This is a genomic window from Pseudoalteromonas sp. JSTW (assembly GCF_013423925.1).
GTDB classification, from domain to species: domain Bacteria; phylum Pseudomonadota; class Gammaproteobacteria; order Enterobacterales; family Alteromonadaceae; genus Pseudoalteromonas; species Pseudoalteromonas lipolytica.
Window position 1 is genome coordinate 3520448 of sequence record NZ_CP058972.1, and the last position, 17069, is coordinate 3537516.

Annotated in this window: 11 protein-coding genes and 1 riboswitch; of the genes, 4 read left to right on the forward strand and 7 right to left on the reverse strand. The window is 41.6% G+C overall.

Annotated elements, in window-relative coordinates:
• The first annotated feature begins 180 nt into the window (after positions 1–180).
• Entirely contained in the window at positions 181–3150 is a 2970-nt protein-coding gene (locus GZH31_RS15880) for a DUF3857 domain-containing transglutaminase family protein (protein ID WP_180311236.1), read from the forward strand.
• On the opposite strand, the gene GZH31_RS15885 is transcribed toward GZH31_RS15880, so the two are convergent.
• Both GZH31_RS15885 and ylqF read right to left on the reverse strand, forming a co-directional pair.
• A complete protein-coding gene (locus GZH31_RS15885; protein ID WP_075594219.1) occupies positions 3147–6596 on the reverse strand; it encodes a PAS-domain containing protein in 3450 nt (1149 codons plus the stop codon). The genes GZH31_RS15880 and GZH31_RS15885 overlap by 4 nt on opposite strands.
• A gap of 457 nt (positions 6597–7053) precedes the next feature.
• Positions 7054–7998 (reverse strand): ribosome biogenesis GTPase YlqF, encoded by a 945-nt coding sequence (ylqF, locus tag GZH31_RS15890; RefSeq protein ID WP_065979469.1) that lies wholly within the window; start codon positions 7996–7998, stop codon positions 7054–7056.
• A 91-nt stretch (positions 7999–8089) separates the two neighbouring features.
• Between ylqF and GZH31_RS15895 the strand changes: the two genes are divergently transcribed.
• Positions 8090–8626, forward strand: a complete 537-nt coding sequence (locus GZH31_RS15895; RefSeq protein ID WP_036973580.1) for a YaeQ family protein — start codon at positions 8090–8092, stop codon at positions 8624–8626.
• Between the two features lie 8 nt (positions 8627–8634).
• The gene (locus tag GZH31_RS15900) at positions 8635–9237 is read left to right on the forward strand and encodes an alpha/beta hydrolase (RefSeq protein WP_065979470.1); all 603 of its coding nucleotides are present in this window, start codon (positions 8635–8637) and stop codon (positions 9235–9237) included.
• A 7-nt stretch (positions 9238–9244) separates the two neighbouring features.
• Here the strand turns inward: GZH31_RS15900 and GZH31_RS15905 are convergent, their stop codons facing one another.
• Positions 9245–9454, reverse strand: a complete 210-nt coding sequence (locus GZH31_RS15905) for a hypothetical protein (RefSeq protein ID WP_036973582.1) — start codon at positions 9452–9454, stop codon at positions 9245–9247.
• A 368-nt stretch (positions 9455–9822) separates the two neighbouring features.
• Between GZH31_RS15905 and GZH31_RS15910 the strand changes: the two genes are divergently transcribed.
• Positions 9823–10296 (forward strand): Dps family protein, encoded by a 474-nt coding sequence (locus tag GZH31_RS15910; protein WP_065979471.1) that lies wholly within the window; start codon positions 9823–9825, stop codon positions 10294–10296.
• Positions 10297–10340: 44 nt separating this feature from the next.
• Here the strand turns inward: GZH31_RS15910 and GZH31_RS15915 are convergent, their stop codons facing one another.
• The 4 genes from GZH31_RS15915 to GZH31_RS15930 all read right to left on the reverse strand — a co-directional run bounded on the left by GZH31_RS15915 (position 10341) and on the right by GZH31_RS15930 (position 17061).
• Complete coding sequence (locus GZH31_RS15915; RefSeq protein ID WP_036973584.1) at positions 10341–10742, reverse strand: hypothetical protein; 402 nt, start codon at positions 10740–10742, stop codon at positions 10341–10343.
• 54 nt (positions 10743–10796) lie between these two features.
• On the reverse strand, positions 10797–12875 hold the full coding sequence (locus GZH31_RS15920; RefSeq protein ID WP_180311237.1) for a S9 family peptidase: 2079 nt from the start codon (positions 12873–12875) through the stop codon (positions 10797–10799).
• A gap of 140 nt (positions 12876–13015) precedes the next feature.
• A complete protein-coding gene (locus tag GZH31_RS15925) occupies positions 13016–13585 on the reverse strand; it encodes a chitin-binding protein (protein WP_065979472.1) in 570 nt (189 codons plus the stop codon).
• A 114-nt stretch (positions 13586–13699) separates the two neighbouring features.
• Positions 13700–13790, reverse strand: a riboswitch (cyclic di-GMP riboswitch).
• A gap of 133 nt (positions 13791–13923) precedes the next feature.
• Positions 13924–17061: an efflux RND transporter permease subunit gene (locus GZH31_RS15930; RefSeq protein ID WP_036973587.1), complete on the reverse strand. Its 3138-nt coding sequence runs from the start codon at positions 17059–17061 to the stop codon at positions 13924–13926.
• Between the last annotated feature and the right edge of the window lie 8 nt (positions 17062–17069).

Below are 17069 nucleotides of genomic sequence, written 5' to 3' on the forward strand. Positions count from 1 at the left end.
TATACGCCGATTTTTGAAGAATCCTATTTCCACCTCACACTATTTAAACATCATCCACTCTTCATTTTCACCAAATGCCTTTATAACTAAAAAAGAGACAAAAAAGGCTAATTTTGGTTGGCTAATACTGTTTATTTCAGTAATTTGTCATATAAAACTAAACGTAATTAGAAAATAATAATGAAATGGACGCACCTATACCTCACGTTATCATCGCTTTTTTTACTTTTTATAAGCTGCTTGGTAGTTGCTGATGATTACCAGGTTACGCCAGCGGATAGCTGGGTCAAACAGCATGAACTACTAACACCGAATATCCCCAATGAGCATATTAAAGATGGGACCTTCTATCTTATGCTCGATACACAGTTTAAGGTGACTGAACAAGCACCACAGCAACGCTTTACTCGAACGGTTATGCAAGCTGCCAATCAATCTGGAGTAGATTATATTAGTCAACTCAATATTGATTTTGACCCTAGTTATCAATCACTTTCGCTCAATAGTTTAGGGATTATCCGTAATGGTGAATATATAGACAAACTGGGTAGTGCTCAGCGACAGGTTTTACAACGTGAGACCGACCTAGCAAGTCGAATATACAATGGCACATTAAGCCTAAATATCATTATTGATGATATGCGGGTAATGGATATATTAGATTACAGCTATACGATTTCGGGCAGCAATCCAGTTTATCAACACTTTAGTACAGCGAGAACTCTTAATTGGTCTGTGCCTGTCGTGCAGCAATTTATGCGGGTTCTATGGCAAAAGCCAAACCCTTTACACATCAACTTTGTCAATGGCGAATCAACTCTTATCAGTACTCCCCTAAATATAGGATTTGACTACCAAATAAACCAACACAATGAACCTACAATGATCTCAGCAAGTGAAGTACCTTATTGGTACTCACCGTATAAACAAGTTTATTTCTCTGAAGTTAATAACTGGCAAGAGGTCATCGATTGGTCACTGCCACTTTACCAATCAGCCATTGAAATTAGCCCTGCTATTGAAACTATTACTCGTCAAATCAAGTTGCAGCATACTGATTTAGAGTCACAAATAGTTGCAGCACTGCGTTTCAGTCAAGACGAAGTTCGTTACTTGGGGCTCGAAATGGGCACCAACTCGCATCGGCCAACTCCGGCATCAGAAACCCTTGCACTGCGCTATGGTGATTGTAAAGACAAAACAGTACTGCTTATTTCATTGTTAAAAGCACTGGGCGTTGACGCCTATCCAGCATTGGTAAATACAGAAGAAACAAAGCGTTTAGCGAGGTTACCTGTCGCCCCAAACTTATTTGATCACGTCATTGTCACCCTAGAGCACCAAGGGAAGCGCTATTGGCTTGATCCTACCACGTCATATCAACGCGGCGACTTAGCGCATTTAGCACAACCAAACTATGGCGTGGCTTTAATCGTTAAAGAAGGTGAAACAGGCTTTACAGACATGCTTACTAAGCCTCTGGTCAAGCGTGTTCAAGTCTTTGATAGCTACTCAATCCCCGAAAAGGTAGATGATGCCACCCACTTTACAACTCGCTATGAATACGGCGATTATGAAGCGATAAGCCGCCGTAGTTCAATAGCAAAAAATAGCCTTAAAAGCACAGAAGATGATTACAGAGAATATTATCAAGACTCTTTCAAAGGTTTAAAAACAGCTAAACCCATGACCGTAGATACCCTTGATGACACAGGTCAACTAATTACAAATGAATACTACACAATTGATAATTTCTGGAAACCTGACAATAAAGGCTATCGCAACGATTTTTATGCCAGCGAAATTCAAAACAGCGTTTATAAACCAGAACAGCTAGAGCGTAATGCCCCCATGTGGTTTCGGTATCCAAATGATATTGAAACAACAATTCAAATCGCATTCTCAGAGCCTAATTGGGAATTTGAGGAAGAACAACTCAGTATCGACAATCCCTTTTTCCATCTGGAAAAACGCGTTACCTTCAAAGACTCTATACTTACCCTTTACTTTGATTACAGTGCGAAGCAAGACCATATTCCTGCAGACCAAATAGAGCAATACTTCAACGCGCGGAAAAAACTAATTAACGAAACGCAATATGGCATTATCAAATATGGTACTAACACTGCGACTACCACGCAGGTAGATGAAGAAACCAATTGGTATAGCGTTTTTATTTTAAGCTACTTAGCGGCAATCATCTTTTTCATCGCGGCTTGGCGTTTTGAAGTTCGAAAACGTCCAGAATTTGAAGGTACGCAGTTCTACCCTGTCAGTAACAGTAAGTTTGTTATTTACAGCTTATTGAGCTTAGGAATATTCATTAACTACTGGAGCTATCGCAACTGGAAAGCGATAAAAGAGCAACAACAAAGCCATATAATGCCGATTGCCCGAGGTATATTTGCACCACTGTTTTTTATTCCGTTGTTACTTGAGCTTTGCAAGCACAGCGAACAAACCTTTGGCAAAAATAAGATCATGCCCGTTGCGGTTGGGTTCGTGTTATGGCTGGCGATTATCATTTCTGAAGTCGTAAGCTATAACTGGGAATATGGTACCTGGCTGTTTTTAGTTACGCCTATTTTATGGTTGCCTCTAGTTAATTACATTCAAAACCTCAAGCAACCTGAACAAGCTCTTGAGTACCATTCTCAATGGCGAGCGAGGCAGGTTATCATTTCGATATTCATGCTGCCTTGGCTATTTTATGGCTTAATTTATGAGCTATATTTGTTGCCAAATTCAACCATAGTAACCGGCGATAAGCTATGGTCGTATCAAGTTAACTTCTTAAAACGAAAAGAGATCATCCCAGCAAATGAGAATGTGCAATACTTTTATAGTGATGCCTTTGTTGATTTTAAAACTGATGGAAACGGCATAACTGAAAACACCATTTTTAGTTACTGGGAAAATGAGCACGGTGTGCTTGAGAAAGATCAGCGCCGCTTTAGTGACATTAAAAAGCTCAACGTTGATTATGCTAAAAGCGCCCTACTAACCACCACGCTAACGGTCATTGACCACAATGGTGATGAAATGCTGTTATTTTTGAGCCATGAAGATGACTTAGATAAGAAGTTTGTCGCTGAGGTAGAGCGCTTAATTAAGGCCAATACCCCAGCAACTGAGCAAAACGCAGATTAAGTCAGTCGCTTAATCATACGCTTTAATGCGGGCGCTTTCAGTGGCTTATAAAGCAACGGATAGCCCGCATCGAGCACCAGCTCGCGTATACCCTCGTCATGGTTTGCGGTATTTACAATTGCAGGCAGTGTTGTTAAGCCTGCTTGCTCTATGACCTCAAGACCCGTAACACCATCATCAAGTTGATAATCAATGATCAGCAACTGCGGCAAGGGCTGCTCAGCTTTTAATTGTTCCAGCTCAGCTAAGTTAGTTGCCGTAGAGATTTCGCATCCCCAGTTTTCAAGTAACTGCTTTAACGCCTCTAATACATTGCTATCGTTATCCAGCAGCCAAATCCTTAATTGCCCAAGCTCTGTTTCTTGCGATATTTCAGCATGTTGTGCCTGCTTTGGTGCAGTGCTAACTTTGCATGGTAAGGTTAAAGTAAACTGTGTACCTTTGCCCAGCTCAGAGCCCATTACGAGCGGTATTTTTAATAAGTCGCAAATACGTTTTGTAATGGCAAGGCCTAATCCAAGTCCTTCAGCACTCGGTTTAACACCCAACTGCTTAAACTCTTGGAATATGGTGTGTTGATCACCGGCAGCAATTCCAATCCCTGTATCTTCAACAATAAACGATACATGGTCATCATCGTGATGCATTTTCAGGCGAACTTCGCCGTGCTCGGTATAACGAATTGCATTACTGAGTAAATTGCGAAGCACACGACGCAATAATGCTTTGTCTGTATGCAAACGGACATCACATGTTTCTAAAATGAACTTTAACCCTTTGTCACTTGCTAACGCTTCGTAATCATTGCGCAATGGTTCAACCAAACTACTGATGGCAAATTCACTCATTTGCACTTTAAATGATCCCGAATCAAGTTTAGTTAACTCTAAAATACTCGATAACAATTCTTCAGCACTGCCGAGCGAATTCTTAATATTCATTGCCAGTTCTTTAAGTTCTGTGTCTTGGGCTTTTTCATTCATTAAGGAACAAAATAAGCTAGCAGCATTAAATGGCTGTAATAAATCATGGCTGGCAGCTGCAAAAAAGCGCGTTTTACTGACGGTTGCTTGCTCGGCGACTTGTTTTGCCATTGATAGCTCTTGGTTCGCTTGAGTGAGTGCTAAGGTCCGTGCCGCCACTTTTTCTTCAAGGCTAACATTGGCCTCTGTGAGTGCTTTTTGTTGTTTTACAAATTCAGTAATATCTGTGTAAGTCGTTACAAAGCCACCACCTGGCAGCGGATTACCTTGCATTTCAAACACGCGGCCATCATTGTGTGAGCGCTGATATTTATACGCACTGCCTTGGCGCAAATACGCCAAGCGTTTTTCAACTTCACTGGTCATACTTTCACCGCTAAACAAACCGCGCTCAGCATTAAAGCGAATAATATCGGCAACCGGACGACCGATATACAAGGCATCATCTGGGTAAGCAAACATGTTTTTGTAGCCTTGATTCCAAGCAACTAAACGCAGTTCACTGTCGACTACACTGATACCTTGTTGAATATTTTCTATGGTTGATTGCAACAGGTCACGATTAAATTTCAATACTTGGCTTGCTTCATCAACAAATTCAGCAACTTGCTCAAGAGGTTGGCGCTGCTCATTTTTGGCAACATCCAAAATAAGCCGTGCTGAAGCGCCCCCGATGACCGCCGACATTTCACGCTCTACGAGTAACTCAAGTTCAACATTTGCGGGCCGCTTCCATTTACTTTTATCTTCAGGAAAATAGTGATTTACCAGCGATTGCCCCGCTTCTTTTTCAGCAAAGCGCTGCAATAAAGCCCCTAAATCGTGATAACTTAAAGGCTGCAAATGGTTACTTACACGAGATTCATTTCCTTGAGCAACAAACTTATTACTTTGTAAACGCTCAGCCAGTGTTGCACGACTAAACAGAGGCACCAAAAAGTACACCAAACAATTCGCACCCAACGATAACAATAAAGCCTGACTGATACTTTCAAGACCCAGCGAAAATAAATCAGTCGGTGCAAGCCAGCTAATGTGCCAAGGGCCATCAACCAACCATTGGCTATCGTTACCTAATCCGCCCGCTAAATTGGGCAGTAATAACGTGTAACCCCAAATAATAAAACCGCTCAAAATACCCAGTTGTGCACCCCGGCAAGACGCTTGTCGCCACCATAAACCAATGATCATGGCCGGTGAAAATTGGGCAACCAACGTAAACGACATCAAACCAACATTAGCTAAGGTAGTGCTTTCGCCTAAAACCCGATGCGTGAAGTAACTTAATAATAAAATCAGTACGATAACGATTTTACGCGCATGCAAAAGGTTATTTTTATCCAAGCCTCGGCTACTCGACGTGAGTTGTGAGCGGCGTAAAATGAACTGGTTAATAAAGTCATTGGTGATCATCACCGAGAGTACAATTGCCGACACAATCACCATACTCGTCGCCGCTGAAAAGCCGCCTAAAAAGGCCAACAATGCAACAAAGGCATCGTCTGCGGCCATGGGTAATGCCAATACAAAGGTATCGTAGCCTACGTCTTGTCCTTGAAAATAAATAAGCCCGGCATACGCAATTGGCAAAATAAACAAGTTGATAAGTAATAAGTAAATAGGAAACAGCCAACGTGCTGAAGCCAGTTCTTTATCGTTATTTTTTTCAATAAAGCTCATATGAAACTGACGTGGTAAGCACAAGGTAGCCAAAATACCCAAGAGAGTATGTGCAACATACACATAGGTCGGACTCTTTGAAGCCGCAACTTGTTGGTCAATATTTAATTGTTGTGCCGTTTCAAAAAGAGCGATGGGACTGTCGAATAAAACGAAGCATACGTATAAACCAACCGCTAAAAATGCCAGAAGTTTCACCACCGACTCAAAGGCAATACTGGCGATTAAACCGGGGTTATGTTCACTGGGTTTTAAGCGTCTTGCACCAAATAAAATTGCAAATAACGCCAACAAGAGCGTGATATAAAAAGTGCTGTCGGCCCATACCTCACTGCTTTGTGTCACTGCTCGGTCGGTTAGTAAATTAATACTTTGTGCGGTCGCACTGAGTTGCAACGAAATATACGGTACAATAGCAATCACAGAAATTAGCGATATTAAGCCCGACAAGCTTGATGATTGACCATAACGAGTCGCGATAAAGTCAGCCATGGAAGTGATTTTTTGCTGTCTACAAATATGGGCAATTCGGCAGTAAATCTGCCAGCCAAAAATAAACAGCAGAATCGTGCCAGCGTACGTTGGTGCTAACCACCAGCCGTTATAAGCTGCTTGCGCCGTAGTGCCAAAAAAAGCCCACGACGTACAATACACGCCCAACGACAAACCATAAGTTAAGCCTTTAAAAGGCAACACCTTTCTTTTATCAGCCCAGCCTGCAACAGCAAATAAAATTGCTAAATAAACAATCGCAAGTAGGCTTATTGACCAAATTGAAAACATCGCATGTGATTTTTTTAATTATTATGGCACCAGCATAGTTTTTATTGGCGCTAATTTACAGCCTAACTTTAGTGCTAATGCGTGTAATAGCCATACTTTGAAGAAAATAAAAATTAAATGAGAATTATTTGCAATAGAGTGTTGACAGATATCTAAATCTAATTGATAATCAATATCAACAAGACGGAAAAAGCATTACGGATTGTAATAGCTGTTCGCTTAATTACGTATTTTGGCGAATTGTTATCGGAATAAACTGATTTGTTTCTCGACCCTGAAACACGTGTGGCCCACGATAAAGCTAAGATCGCTTGTTGCTAACCGCAGCGCCCCTTGATGTTGGCAACAGGCGATCGCCCTACTTATTTTACTTGCTACATTGCTCATATCGGTGACGGTAGATATGAAACTAAAAAAGCCCTTACGGGCTTTTTTTATGTCTGCAAATAAAGTGTGATTAACGGCGGTTTTTACGAGCACGCGCTCGGCGCTGTTTTTTCTCTTCTTCTTTTGCTGCTTTTTTAGCTTCTGCCGCAGCGCGAAGCTCTGCCACCATGCGCTCTTCTTCTTCACGCATTGCGGGGGTTTCCATGGTAATTCGACCAATAATGCCATCACGTAATTCATTTATCAGAATTTCTGACATTTTATAGGTATCAATTTGATTACCACCACGGATACAGCCACGCTTTTTACCGGCCATTTCAACAAATTCCCAGTCAGACTCAGGTAATTCGTCAATCTTATAACGGCTTTTTAAAAGCTCAGGGTATGCGTGCAATAAATACTCCGCCGTGTAGCTTGCCACTTCCTCATAATCAATCGCAGTATCACGAATCGCACCTGTTGCACCTAAACGATAACCTGAGTTTTCGTTTTCTACTTTTGGCCACAACATGCCTGGCGTGTCGTACAACATAATGCCATCATCAAGTTTAATGCGTTGCTGGGCTTTGGTTACAGCAGGTTCATTACCCGTTTTTGCAACAATTCGGCCAGCTAAGGTATTGATTAGCGTTGATTTACCTACGTTTGGAATACCCATTATCATGGCTTTTATTTGCTTATCTGCACCCACTTTATGCGGCACTAACTTTTTACAAAGCTCATTAATACGATGCACTTCACCCGCTTTATCATTCCCAAAATCAATTGCTTTAACACCGCTTTGTTGTTCAAAGTAGTCTTTCCACGCTTGCGTGAGTTTAGGATCAGCAAGGTCAGCTTTATTCATGATTTTTATAACGGGTTTATCACCGCGAAGCGCTGTAACCATCGGGTTTTCACTACTATAAGGAATACGGGCATCAAGCACCTCAATGATCACATCCATTTGTGGCATGATTTCTTTAATTTCGTTACGGGCTTTGTTCATGTGACCCGGGAACCACTGGATTGCCATGTTTTACTCCTACAAGATAATTTCACGGTATTTTAACTGGCTCAGCAGTTAATTGCGCTATAATGACGCAAATTTTTTCAAGTAAGCAGTTATGGCTCTTAAATCAACCATTATAAAAGCACACATATCGCTGAGCGATATGGACCGACACCTGTATCAAGATTTCAATCTAACCCTTGCACAGCACCCATCAGAGACCGAGCAGCGCCTGATGATCCGCTTGCTGGCATTTGCACTCAATGCCCGTGAAGGGTTGGAGTTTACCAAAGGCTTGTGTGCTGATGATGAACCTGAGCTTTGGCACATAAACTACAGCGAAGAAATTGAGTTATGGATTGAGCTTGGTCTACCTGATGAAAAGCGTTTGAAAAAAGCCTGTAACAAAGCTAAACAGGTTATTTTGTATACTTACGGCGAAAATAACCAAACTATTTGGTGGCAAAAGCATCAACCTAAGTTGTATGATTTTAAAAACTTAAGTATTTTTAGCCTCGATTATGCTGCGACTCAAGCATTAGCCGCACTGGCAGACCGTAATATTAAGCTTACGATTACGATTCAAGACGGTGAGGTATGGGTGAGCTCAGACACAGCAAATATCGAAATTAAACCTCAGCAACTCATGTAAGGAATGCGATGGCAATTAGGCAGGTTGTAGTATTACACGGACTTTATATGTCGGGCTTTGTAATGCGCCCTCTGTGCGCACGTCTTGAGAAATCAGGGCTTAATATACTCAATTTGACCTACAATACGCTGTCGCCAAATAGAACGGCTATTTTTGACAAGATTGACCGCTTTATTAATGGCAAACCCACAGCAATGGTGTGTCATTCAATGGGCGGTTTAGTCGCCCGAGCCTACCTTGAAGCAAACTCGCTACAAAGCAAACATGTTGAAAAAGTCATTACCTTAGGCACGCCTCATAAAGGCAGCCATATTGCTAAGCAAATGCAGCAAAAAGGCTTCGATATGTTACTTAAAAATAGTGTCGAGTTTTTGTTGTCTGAAAATGGCGACTGGCCGTTTAATGCCAAGCTTTATAGTATTGCAGGCGACTTACCCATTGGATTAATGCCGCTCATTGCTAAAGGCAGTGCTTCCGATGGCACAGTGCTTATAGATGAAACCAAACTCAATGGCATGGCAGAGCACAAGGTGTTTCATTTAAGTCACACCAGTATGATCTACTCACGCCAAGTCATGGATTACATTATTAAGCTTATCAATCAACGTTAGCTGTATTTTATTTCTCAGCACTTGCGGCAACTTTGTAAGAAATTAATACAATAATCCCCAGAATCAACGGCACCGGCGCAGCGATATAACCAAAGGTGTCAAAATTAGCAAAGCTTGCCCCTGCAAGATGACCCACTAAACCGATTACAAACGCAAGTAATGCAATAACAACAACCACTATTTCTGCTTTGTTTTCTTTTACTGTTTTACCGTCCATTTTTGTTCTCCTAGCTAAAAGCGGTAAAGGTATTATGCGCTTCTGTTGCGTTGATTTTTTGACCTAAATCAAGTTCTAAATCGGCATGTATATTAGCTAAAGCAAAACTTGTTTTAGATCATATTTTCACCTTCATTAAAAAATAATCACTTTTTATGGTGGTTTTTTGCGTCACTTGCCCCAAGTTTATAAAAGAGTACTTCGAGGTTATGCTGATAGTGGACGACTGATTCAAAATGCGCATTGATAGCTAAAACCTATCACCCTGTTCGAATTAAACCATTTTACAGATTAATAAAAATGGCCAATACTTGATATCACGCACTAGCAAGTAACCTATTCACGATTATTTTTTAAGGAGCTAATCTATGTCACAGGTAAATGCAATTGGTTTAAACAGCGCAAAAAGTGAAGATATCGTAAAATCTCTCAATACTTTATTAAGCTGCTACCAAATTCAATATATGAATGCACGTGGCTTTCATTGGAATATTAAAGGTCGTAACTTTTTTGAATTACACCTTAAATTTGAAGAAATTTATAACCTACTTCTTGAAAAAGTAGATGAAATTGCAGAGCGTATTTTGACACTTGGTGGCGCACCTGTTCATGCGTTTTCAGAATACCTCGAAGCAAGTAAGATTAATGAAGCGAAGAACATTACTGAAGGCACCGCAGCCGTTGAAAACCTATTAGCAGGTTACAGCACACTTATTCAGATGCAGCGCGAAATTTTAACAGAAGCTGGCGATGCTGATGACGAAGGGACTGCATCACTAATGAGTGATTACATTAAAGAACAAGAAAAACTTGTTTGGATGTTAAAAGCTTACTTAGGCTAGGCCCTTACTTTACATCACTTGAAAAGCCCTCTATGAGGGCTTTTTTATTTTAACCACTTTCTCAGATGACTGTATTCTGGCCTGTCTTCAAAAAAGCTATCAGCATTGTGATGAAAGTTAATATCCATATCGACACCCGACCATATTGTCTCGAGTAAATTGCGCGCAATTATATTTGCTTTGATATAGTCAACGCGTTTGTAACCACGTGCTTTTATAGCTTGAAAATACGCCTTCGCGGTTTCAATACTATCTGCCGTTGCTAATTCAAATTGCGCTAAATTAACAACAGCATACTGAATTGAGTGCTCAGGGTATTTCATTATTTCTTGAGCAACTTCAACACTAAACGAAGCAACAGCTTCTTTATTAAAACTGCCACTTATTTCCACATAAATCACTGGCGGTTCAATAAAGTAACACCAATCACCGTGGGCTTTAAACATGCTCACCCCTTAAAATACAACTTAAGTTTTGCACTTATAGGTGTTATCTAAGCTTTAATTCGATAATAAAGCAATAAAAAATGCGATTTCGAGTGCCTTTTCTTCAAGGCTTTTAAAACGACCCGACGCACCACCATGACCTGCATCCATATCTGTTTTAAAGACAAGAATGTTGTCATCTGTTTTCATCTCGCGAAGTTTAGCCACCCATTTCATGGGCTCCCAATACTGTACTTGTGAATCATGAAAGCCCGTCGTCACTAAAATATTAGGGTACGCTTGCGCCTTAATATTGTCATATGGAGAATAGGCCTGGATCACATCATAATACGCGGGGTCGTTCGGGTTCCCCCACTCATCATACTCGTTAGTCGTAAGCGGAATGCTTTCATCTAACATGGTCGTCAGAACATCTAAAAATGGCACATGACAACCAATGCCTAAATAAAGCTCGGGTGCTTGGTTAACGACGGCGCCCATTAATAGACCTCCAGCACTGCCACCTGACGCACAGACTTTTGCAGGGTGTGCGTACCCTTGCTTGGTTAACGCTCGCGTAATATCGATAAAGTCATTAAAGCTATTTTGCTTGTGCTGTTTTTTGCCTTGTTCGTACCAACTACGCCCCAGCATTTCACCACCGCGAATATGAGCAATCGCATACACGAAGCCACGGTCGAGTAAGCTCAATGAACTACTAGAAAAGCTCGGATCGATAGTAATGCCATACGCACCATACCCATATTGCAGCAATGGATTTGTGCCGTCTTTTTTAAACTTATCGATGCGGTAAACCAGTGATACAGGTACTTGTTCGCCATCTCTTGCCGTCACCATGATACGTTCTGAACGGTACTTTTCTGGTTTAAACTCACCCAATACCTGTTGTTGTTTTAATAAGGTTTTTTGCCCTGTATTTAAATCAACATCATACAGTGATCCCGGTGTCGTCAGACTCGAATAATAAATACGCGCAGAGCGTACGTTGGGTTCTGGGTTCATTGCAATTGCAGCGTAATAACAGGGATCATCAAACTCTAAGGTGAGTCGCTCACCGCGCTTATTCACCACAACAAATCGTGTTTGTCCTAGCTCTCGCTCAGTTAAAATTAAATAATCATCAAATATCTCTACACCTTCTAGTAACACATTGTCGCGGTGTGGAGTGTGTTCTTGCCAAAGTGATTTATCTGCGATTGTACTTAACGTAGCCGTCATTAAACGAAAGTTTTTTGCCTGCCAGTTAGTCACGATATAAAACGTATCACCTAGCTTATCTACATCAAACTCATGGCCTTCTTCACGCGGTGTTAACGCACTAAATTCACCACATGGATTGTTGGCATCAAGCACCCATGTATCACTGGTTTCTGTGGTCGCAAGATCAATGATAATAAGGCTTTCATCACGGCTTTTGCCAAGTCCCATAAAAAAGCTTTTATCTTGCTCTTCATACACCAATACATCGTCGGCCTGAGGCGTGCCTAACACATGGCGAAAAACCTGAAAACCAAGCAAGGTTTGCAGATCTTTTTTCACGTAAAATACGGTGTTACTGTCGTTTGCCCACACGACTTGCCCTTCGGTGTTTTCGAGTACATCAGTAAACATGTCACCTGTGGCAAGGTGTTTAAATCGTACCGTATAAACACGTCGGCCTTCAGTATCCTCTGAGTAAGCAAGCAACTGCTCATTTGGACTAATGGCCACTTCGCCCAGCTCGTAAAACTCAAACTCACCGGCTAATTGGTTTACGTCTAATAGTAACTGCTTATCATGGGCGTCAATTGAGCTACTGCGGTAGTGGCGGGCATATTCATCATCGCCACGCACTTCTGAATGATACCAATACGTTCCATCTTTTACGGGTACGGTATTATCGTCTTTTACAATACGCCCTTTTAGCTCATCAAATAGCTGCTCACGAAGTGGCTTTATACCTGCAAGCTGCTTTTCACAATAATCATTCTCGGCATGCAAATGAGTTAATACTTCGGTATTTTGTCGTTCATCATCGCGCATCCAATAGTAATTATCGATGCGAGTAAACTGATGAGTGCTTAAGGAATGAGGCTGTTTTTTAGCAACCGGCGGATGCGCTAATAATGACAATGAATACGAACTTGATGACACAAAGAAACCACAATTAAAAAACGAATTAAACCGAGTTTACCATAGAAGCTTGGCCAATTCGCTTAACAAATGGGTATAAAAAAGCCCACTCAAATTGAGTGGGCTAAGCAATGCTAAAATAGCATTTAGGGGGAAAACGGTTAATGCGATATCTGCTGCCATGCCATGGCCCAACTTTTGCCAACTCCCGGTTCAAACAACGGGTTATGTGAATCTTTAACACGACAAAATTCACTAAATGGCCAAGGCTTACACCTATAAATGTGGCCTGTTTTAGGCTGTAGCACTTTTACACCAGCACTGTAATCACTGCATGCCTGTGGGTAAACATAATCATAATCTTGTGGATTATCGACCGCGCGTTCTTTACATTTCGCGATGCAGTTAAACGCCACTTTTGCATGTGTTATGCCCGAACCTTCAAGGGCATAAATTTGGTTTGAGCGGTATGCAACCACCAAACCTTGTTCGGTCATTTTTCCGGCCTCAACCAGTGGAATGTGCACGTTTATATGCTCGGCAACTAAACGTGGCCAATTATGAGGCTCACCTTCATCCGTACTGGTGATCCGGTAATTGAATGATAAATCGACTAGCTCTCCTTGCATGTCATAAAAGGTTACGACCACCGTGTCCCCAACAAAAAGCTGAGTATGATGGTTCAAGCAACCAATCGGTAACCACTTTCCAGAGGCCAATGACGAATGCATAAACAAAGTAACACCCTAAGAACAACTAATAGGTACTATCCAACAATAACCGAACAAAATAAATACATTTTTTAGTTTGAGGCAAAAGATCCAAAGCCCGAAGAATATGCGCTTATCGGCGGCCCCGCTATCATAGTTTTGTTAACAAAACCTTAGACCGGAAACTTTGCGTCCTAACTTTTCAGTTAGTTTGCCAAAAACTGAGTTGAGTATAATCGCGACCGGAAAACAAATCAAACAAAAGAATGTAACCAAAACATACATATAACTATTAAGTACTAGCAAATGCAGATACAAAAAAGCCAACCCGGAGGTTGGCTTTTAAACATTATCTTAACTTAATCTCTTACTGGCTTAGCGCTTGGAAATAACTCACGCACCGAGCGAAAGAAACGTAAGAATACGTGCCCAACGTCACTCATCACAATGTATAAGCAAGGGACAAGCACTAGGGTAATCAACGTTGCAAACATCACAGCAAAACCCAGTGCGACCGCCATCGGAATAACAAACTTCGCTTGTAGGCTTGTTTCAAACATGATCGGCAACACACCGGCAAACGTTGTAATTGAGGTTAGGGTTATAGCCCTAAAACGTGCACACCCCGCCTCGATAACGGCTTGACGAGTTGAAATGCCTTCTCGTCTCGCTTGGTTTACAAAGTCTGTCATTACTAAGGAGTCATTAATAACCACCCCAGCAGCTGCAATTAAACCAAAGCCCGACATTAAACTAATATCTAGGCCAAACCAAAAATGACCCCATATAGCGCCTGTTAAACTAAATGGAATAACTGACATCACAATCAACGGCTGTGAATAGCTCTTAAGTGGGACTGCAAGCAAAATATACACAAGTATCATACCGCCAATGAAGAACATTAATTGCTCGTTTGCTTGCGCTTGTTGCTCTTCAATTGAGCCTCCTAACTCAGTTTTCACTGATGGGTACTCTTCTTTTAATTGTGGTAATAAAGTGTCTTCAACTTGTTTAACAACGGCACCCGGCTCAATGGCTTCTTCATCAATACTGCCGTAAATATAAACCGTACGATAACCGCCTTCGCGGCGAATATAGCTGATGCCCGGTTTTTCGGTTAGTTCAACCACGTCACCTAGCATAACTTCTTTACCCGCAGGGGTTGTGATTACAGCATGCTTTAAAGAGGCAAACGCTTCACGTGTGAGCTTAGGGTAACGCACCATTACACGCACCTCTTCACCACGACGAATAACACGTTGTGCTTCACCACCATAGAAGCTTGCGCCGACTTGATTAGCAATATTTGCTAAGTCTAACCCTAAGTCATACGCCACAGGTTTTAAGCTGAGCTGTACTTCTTTACTGGCTGGGTCGATAGTCGAGCTAATATCAAACAGCCCTTTTTGCTGTTGTAATAACTGAATAAAGCGACGCCCTGCATCATTTAAGGTATCAATGTCTGGGCCATAAAGTAGATAACCAAACTCGCCATCACTGCCACCGCCATTCACGTCATCGTAAATTTGCAAAGACTTAACCCCCGCAATGCTTGGCATTTGTTCACGCCAGCGGCGTGATAGCTCAAAGGCATTATATGGACGAAGGTCTTCATCAACCAACGGCGCTAAAATTTGTGCTTCAGTTCGGCCTTGATTAAATACCAAAATATCGCGGATCAGTTTTTGGCCAAACTCACGCTCAGTTTCCTGATCAACTCTTAACACCATGGCTTCAATTTCACGAACCGCATCAATTGTTTGAATGTCCGACGCATTTTCGTTCATCTCTAAACGAATTTGCGGGAAATCATGAGGTACCTTTGGTGTTGGCACCACGCGCACTTGATTAGAAGAAATCAGGCCAAAGGTTAAAATTAATAGGCCAATGAATGAAAACAACACAAACCAGCGCCACTCTACACAACGTACGATAAATGCTTTATATGGGCCGTTTACAAATTTGAAAAAACGCTTATTAAAACGGGCACGCCAGCTATTTGGGTTAATAGGTGGAAACTTCGTGTGCGCAATGTGAGCCGGTAGAATCAGTTTAGATTCAATTAAGCTGAATATTAAACACAGTATAACCACCACTGCGATACCAAAGAAAAACGCACTTTCGGGGCCACTTGATAATGTAAACGGTGCAAACACCGCGATGGTCGTTAATACGCCAAAGGTTGCTGGTGTTGCAACTCGCTTAGCACCATTCACCACATTAACAACGCCTCCCCCTTTTTTCTCAATTTCGGTGTAGGCGCTTTCCCCTATGACGATGGCATCGTCGACCACGATCCCCAGTACCATAATGAAGGCAAATAACGACACAATATTAATACTGATCCCAAAGAGCGGCATCATCATCATCGCCCCTAAGAAACACACGGGTAAACCAATCATTACCCACAGTGCTAACTTAAAGCGTAAGAAAATCGACAACATAATGGCAACCAAAATTGCCCCTTGGATCAGGTTGGTTTTCATCATGTCTAAACGCGCATTAAGATAGTAGGTCATATCCATGAGCGGTTCTAGGCGCAAACCAACTGGCAGCTCTTTATTTTTCTTTTCTATAAAGGCTTTAACAGAGTCTGCAACGGGGATCATGTTCTGCTCTTTCGTTGCTTTTACCGATAAATAAACCGCATTCTCGCCATTAAATTTAAAGTAGCGTTCACCTTCGATAAATTGATCTTTAATTACGGCAATATCTTGCAACAGGACTTTCGCACCATTTTCACCAATTTTAACGGGAATTTGGCGGAATTCGTCACCGCTGTAATATTGATTTTCAACACGCACAGAAATAATACCTGCATCTGTGCGTAATTGACCCGCCGAAATGTTAGCCGAGTAACGACGCACCGCATTAGCAACATCGCTTAATGTCAGGTTGTATTGACGCAACGAATCAGGGTCTATTTCAATCGCAATCTCATCAAGTGGCACATCGTTTTGTACCAAGGACACATTCGATAATTGCAGTAGCTCATCTTCAATTTGATTAGCAACCGGTTTTAACTCAGTCAGCGGAATATCACCGACCAAGGTCATACCAATGACGTCTTGACGAAACTCGACCTGACTAATGGTAACGGGTTCCATACCTGCAGGAAATGTTGCAATACCGTCAACACGCAGCTTTACTTTATCAAGTACATCCGTGAGTTCTGCATCGGTATTAATCTCTAAACTTGCTCGTCCATTGTTGCGAAACGCACGATACACACCTCGTTTGATTTCGGTGATGTCTTTTAACGATTCTTCTATCTTGATCAGAATACTTTCTTCAATTTCTTGCGGTGATGCACCCGGATAATTGGCTTGTATCTCAATGTAGTTAATTTCGACATTCGGGAACATCTGACGCTGAATCGTAAAATAACTAATAATCCCCATAATAACGATAAAGACCATCATGAGGTTCGCAGCAACCGAGTTATTGGCAAAGTAGGCAATAATGCCAGACTGTTTTTCTGTGTTTTCGTCTGTCATAGCGCCAC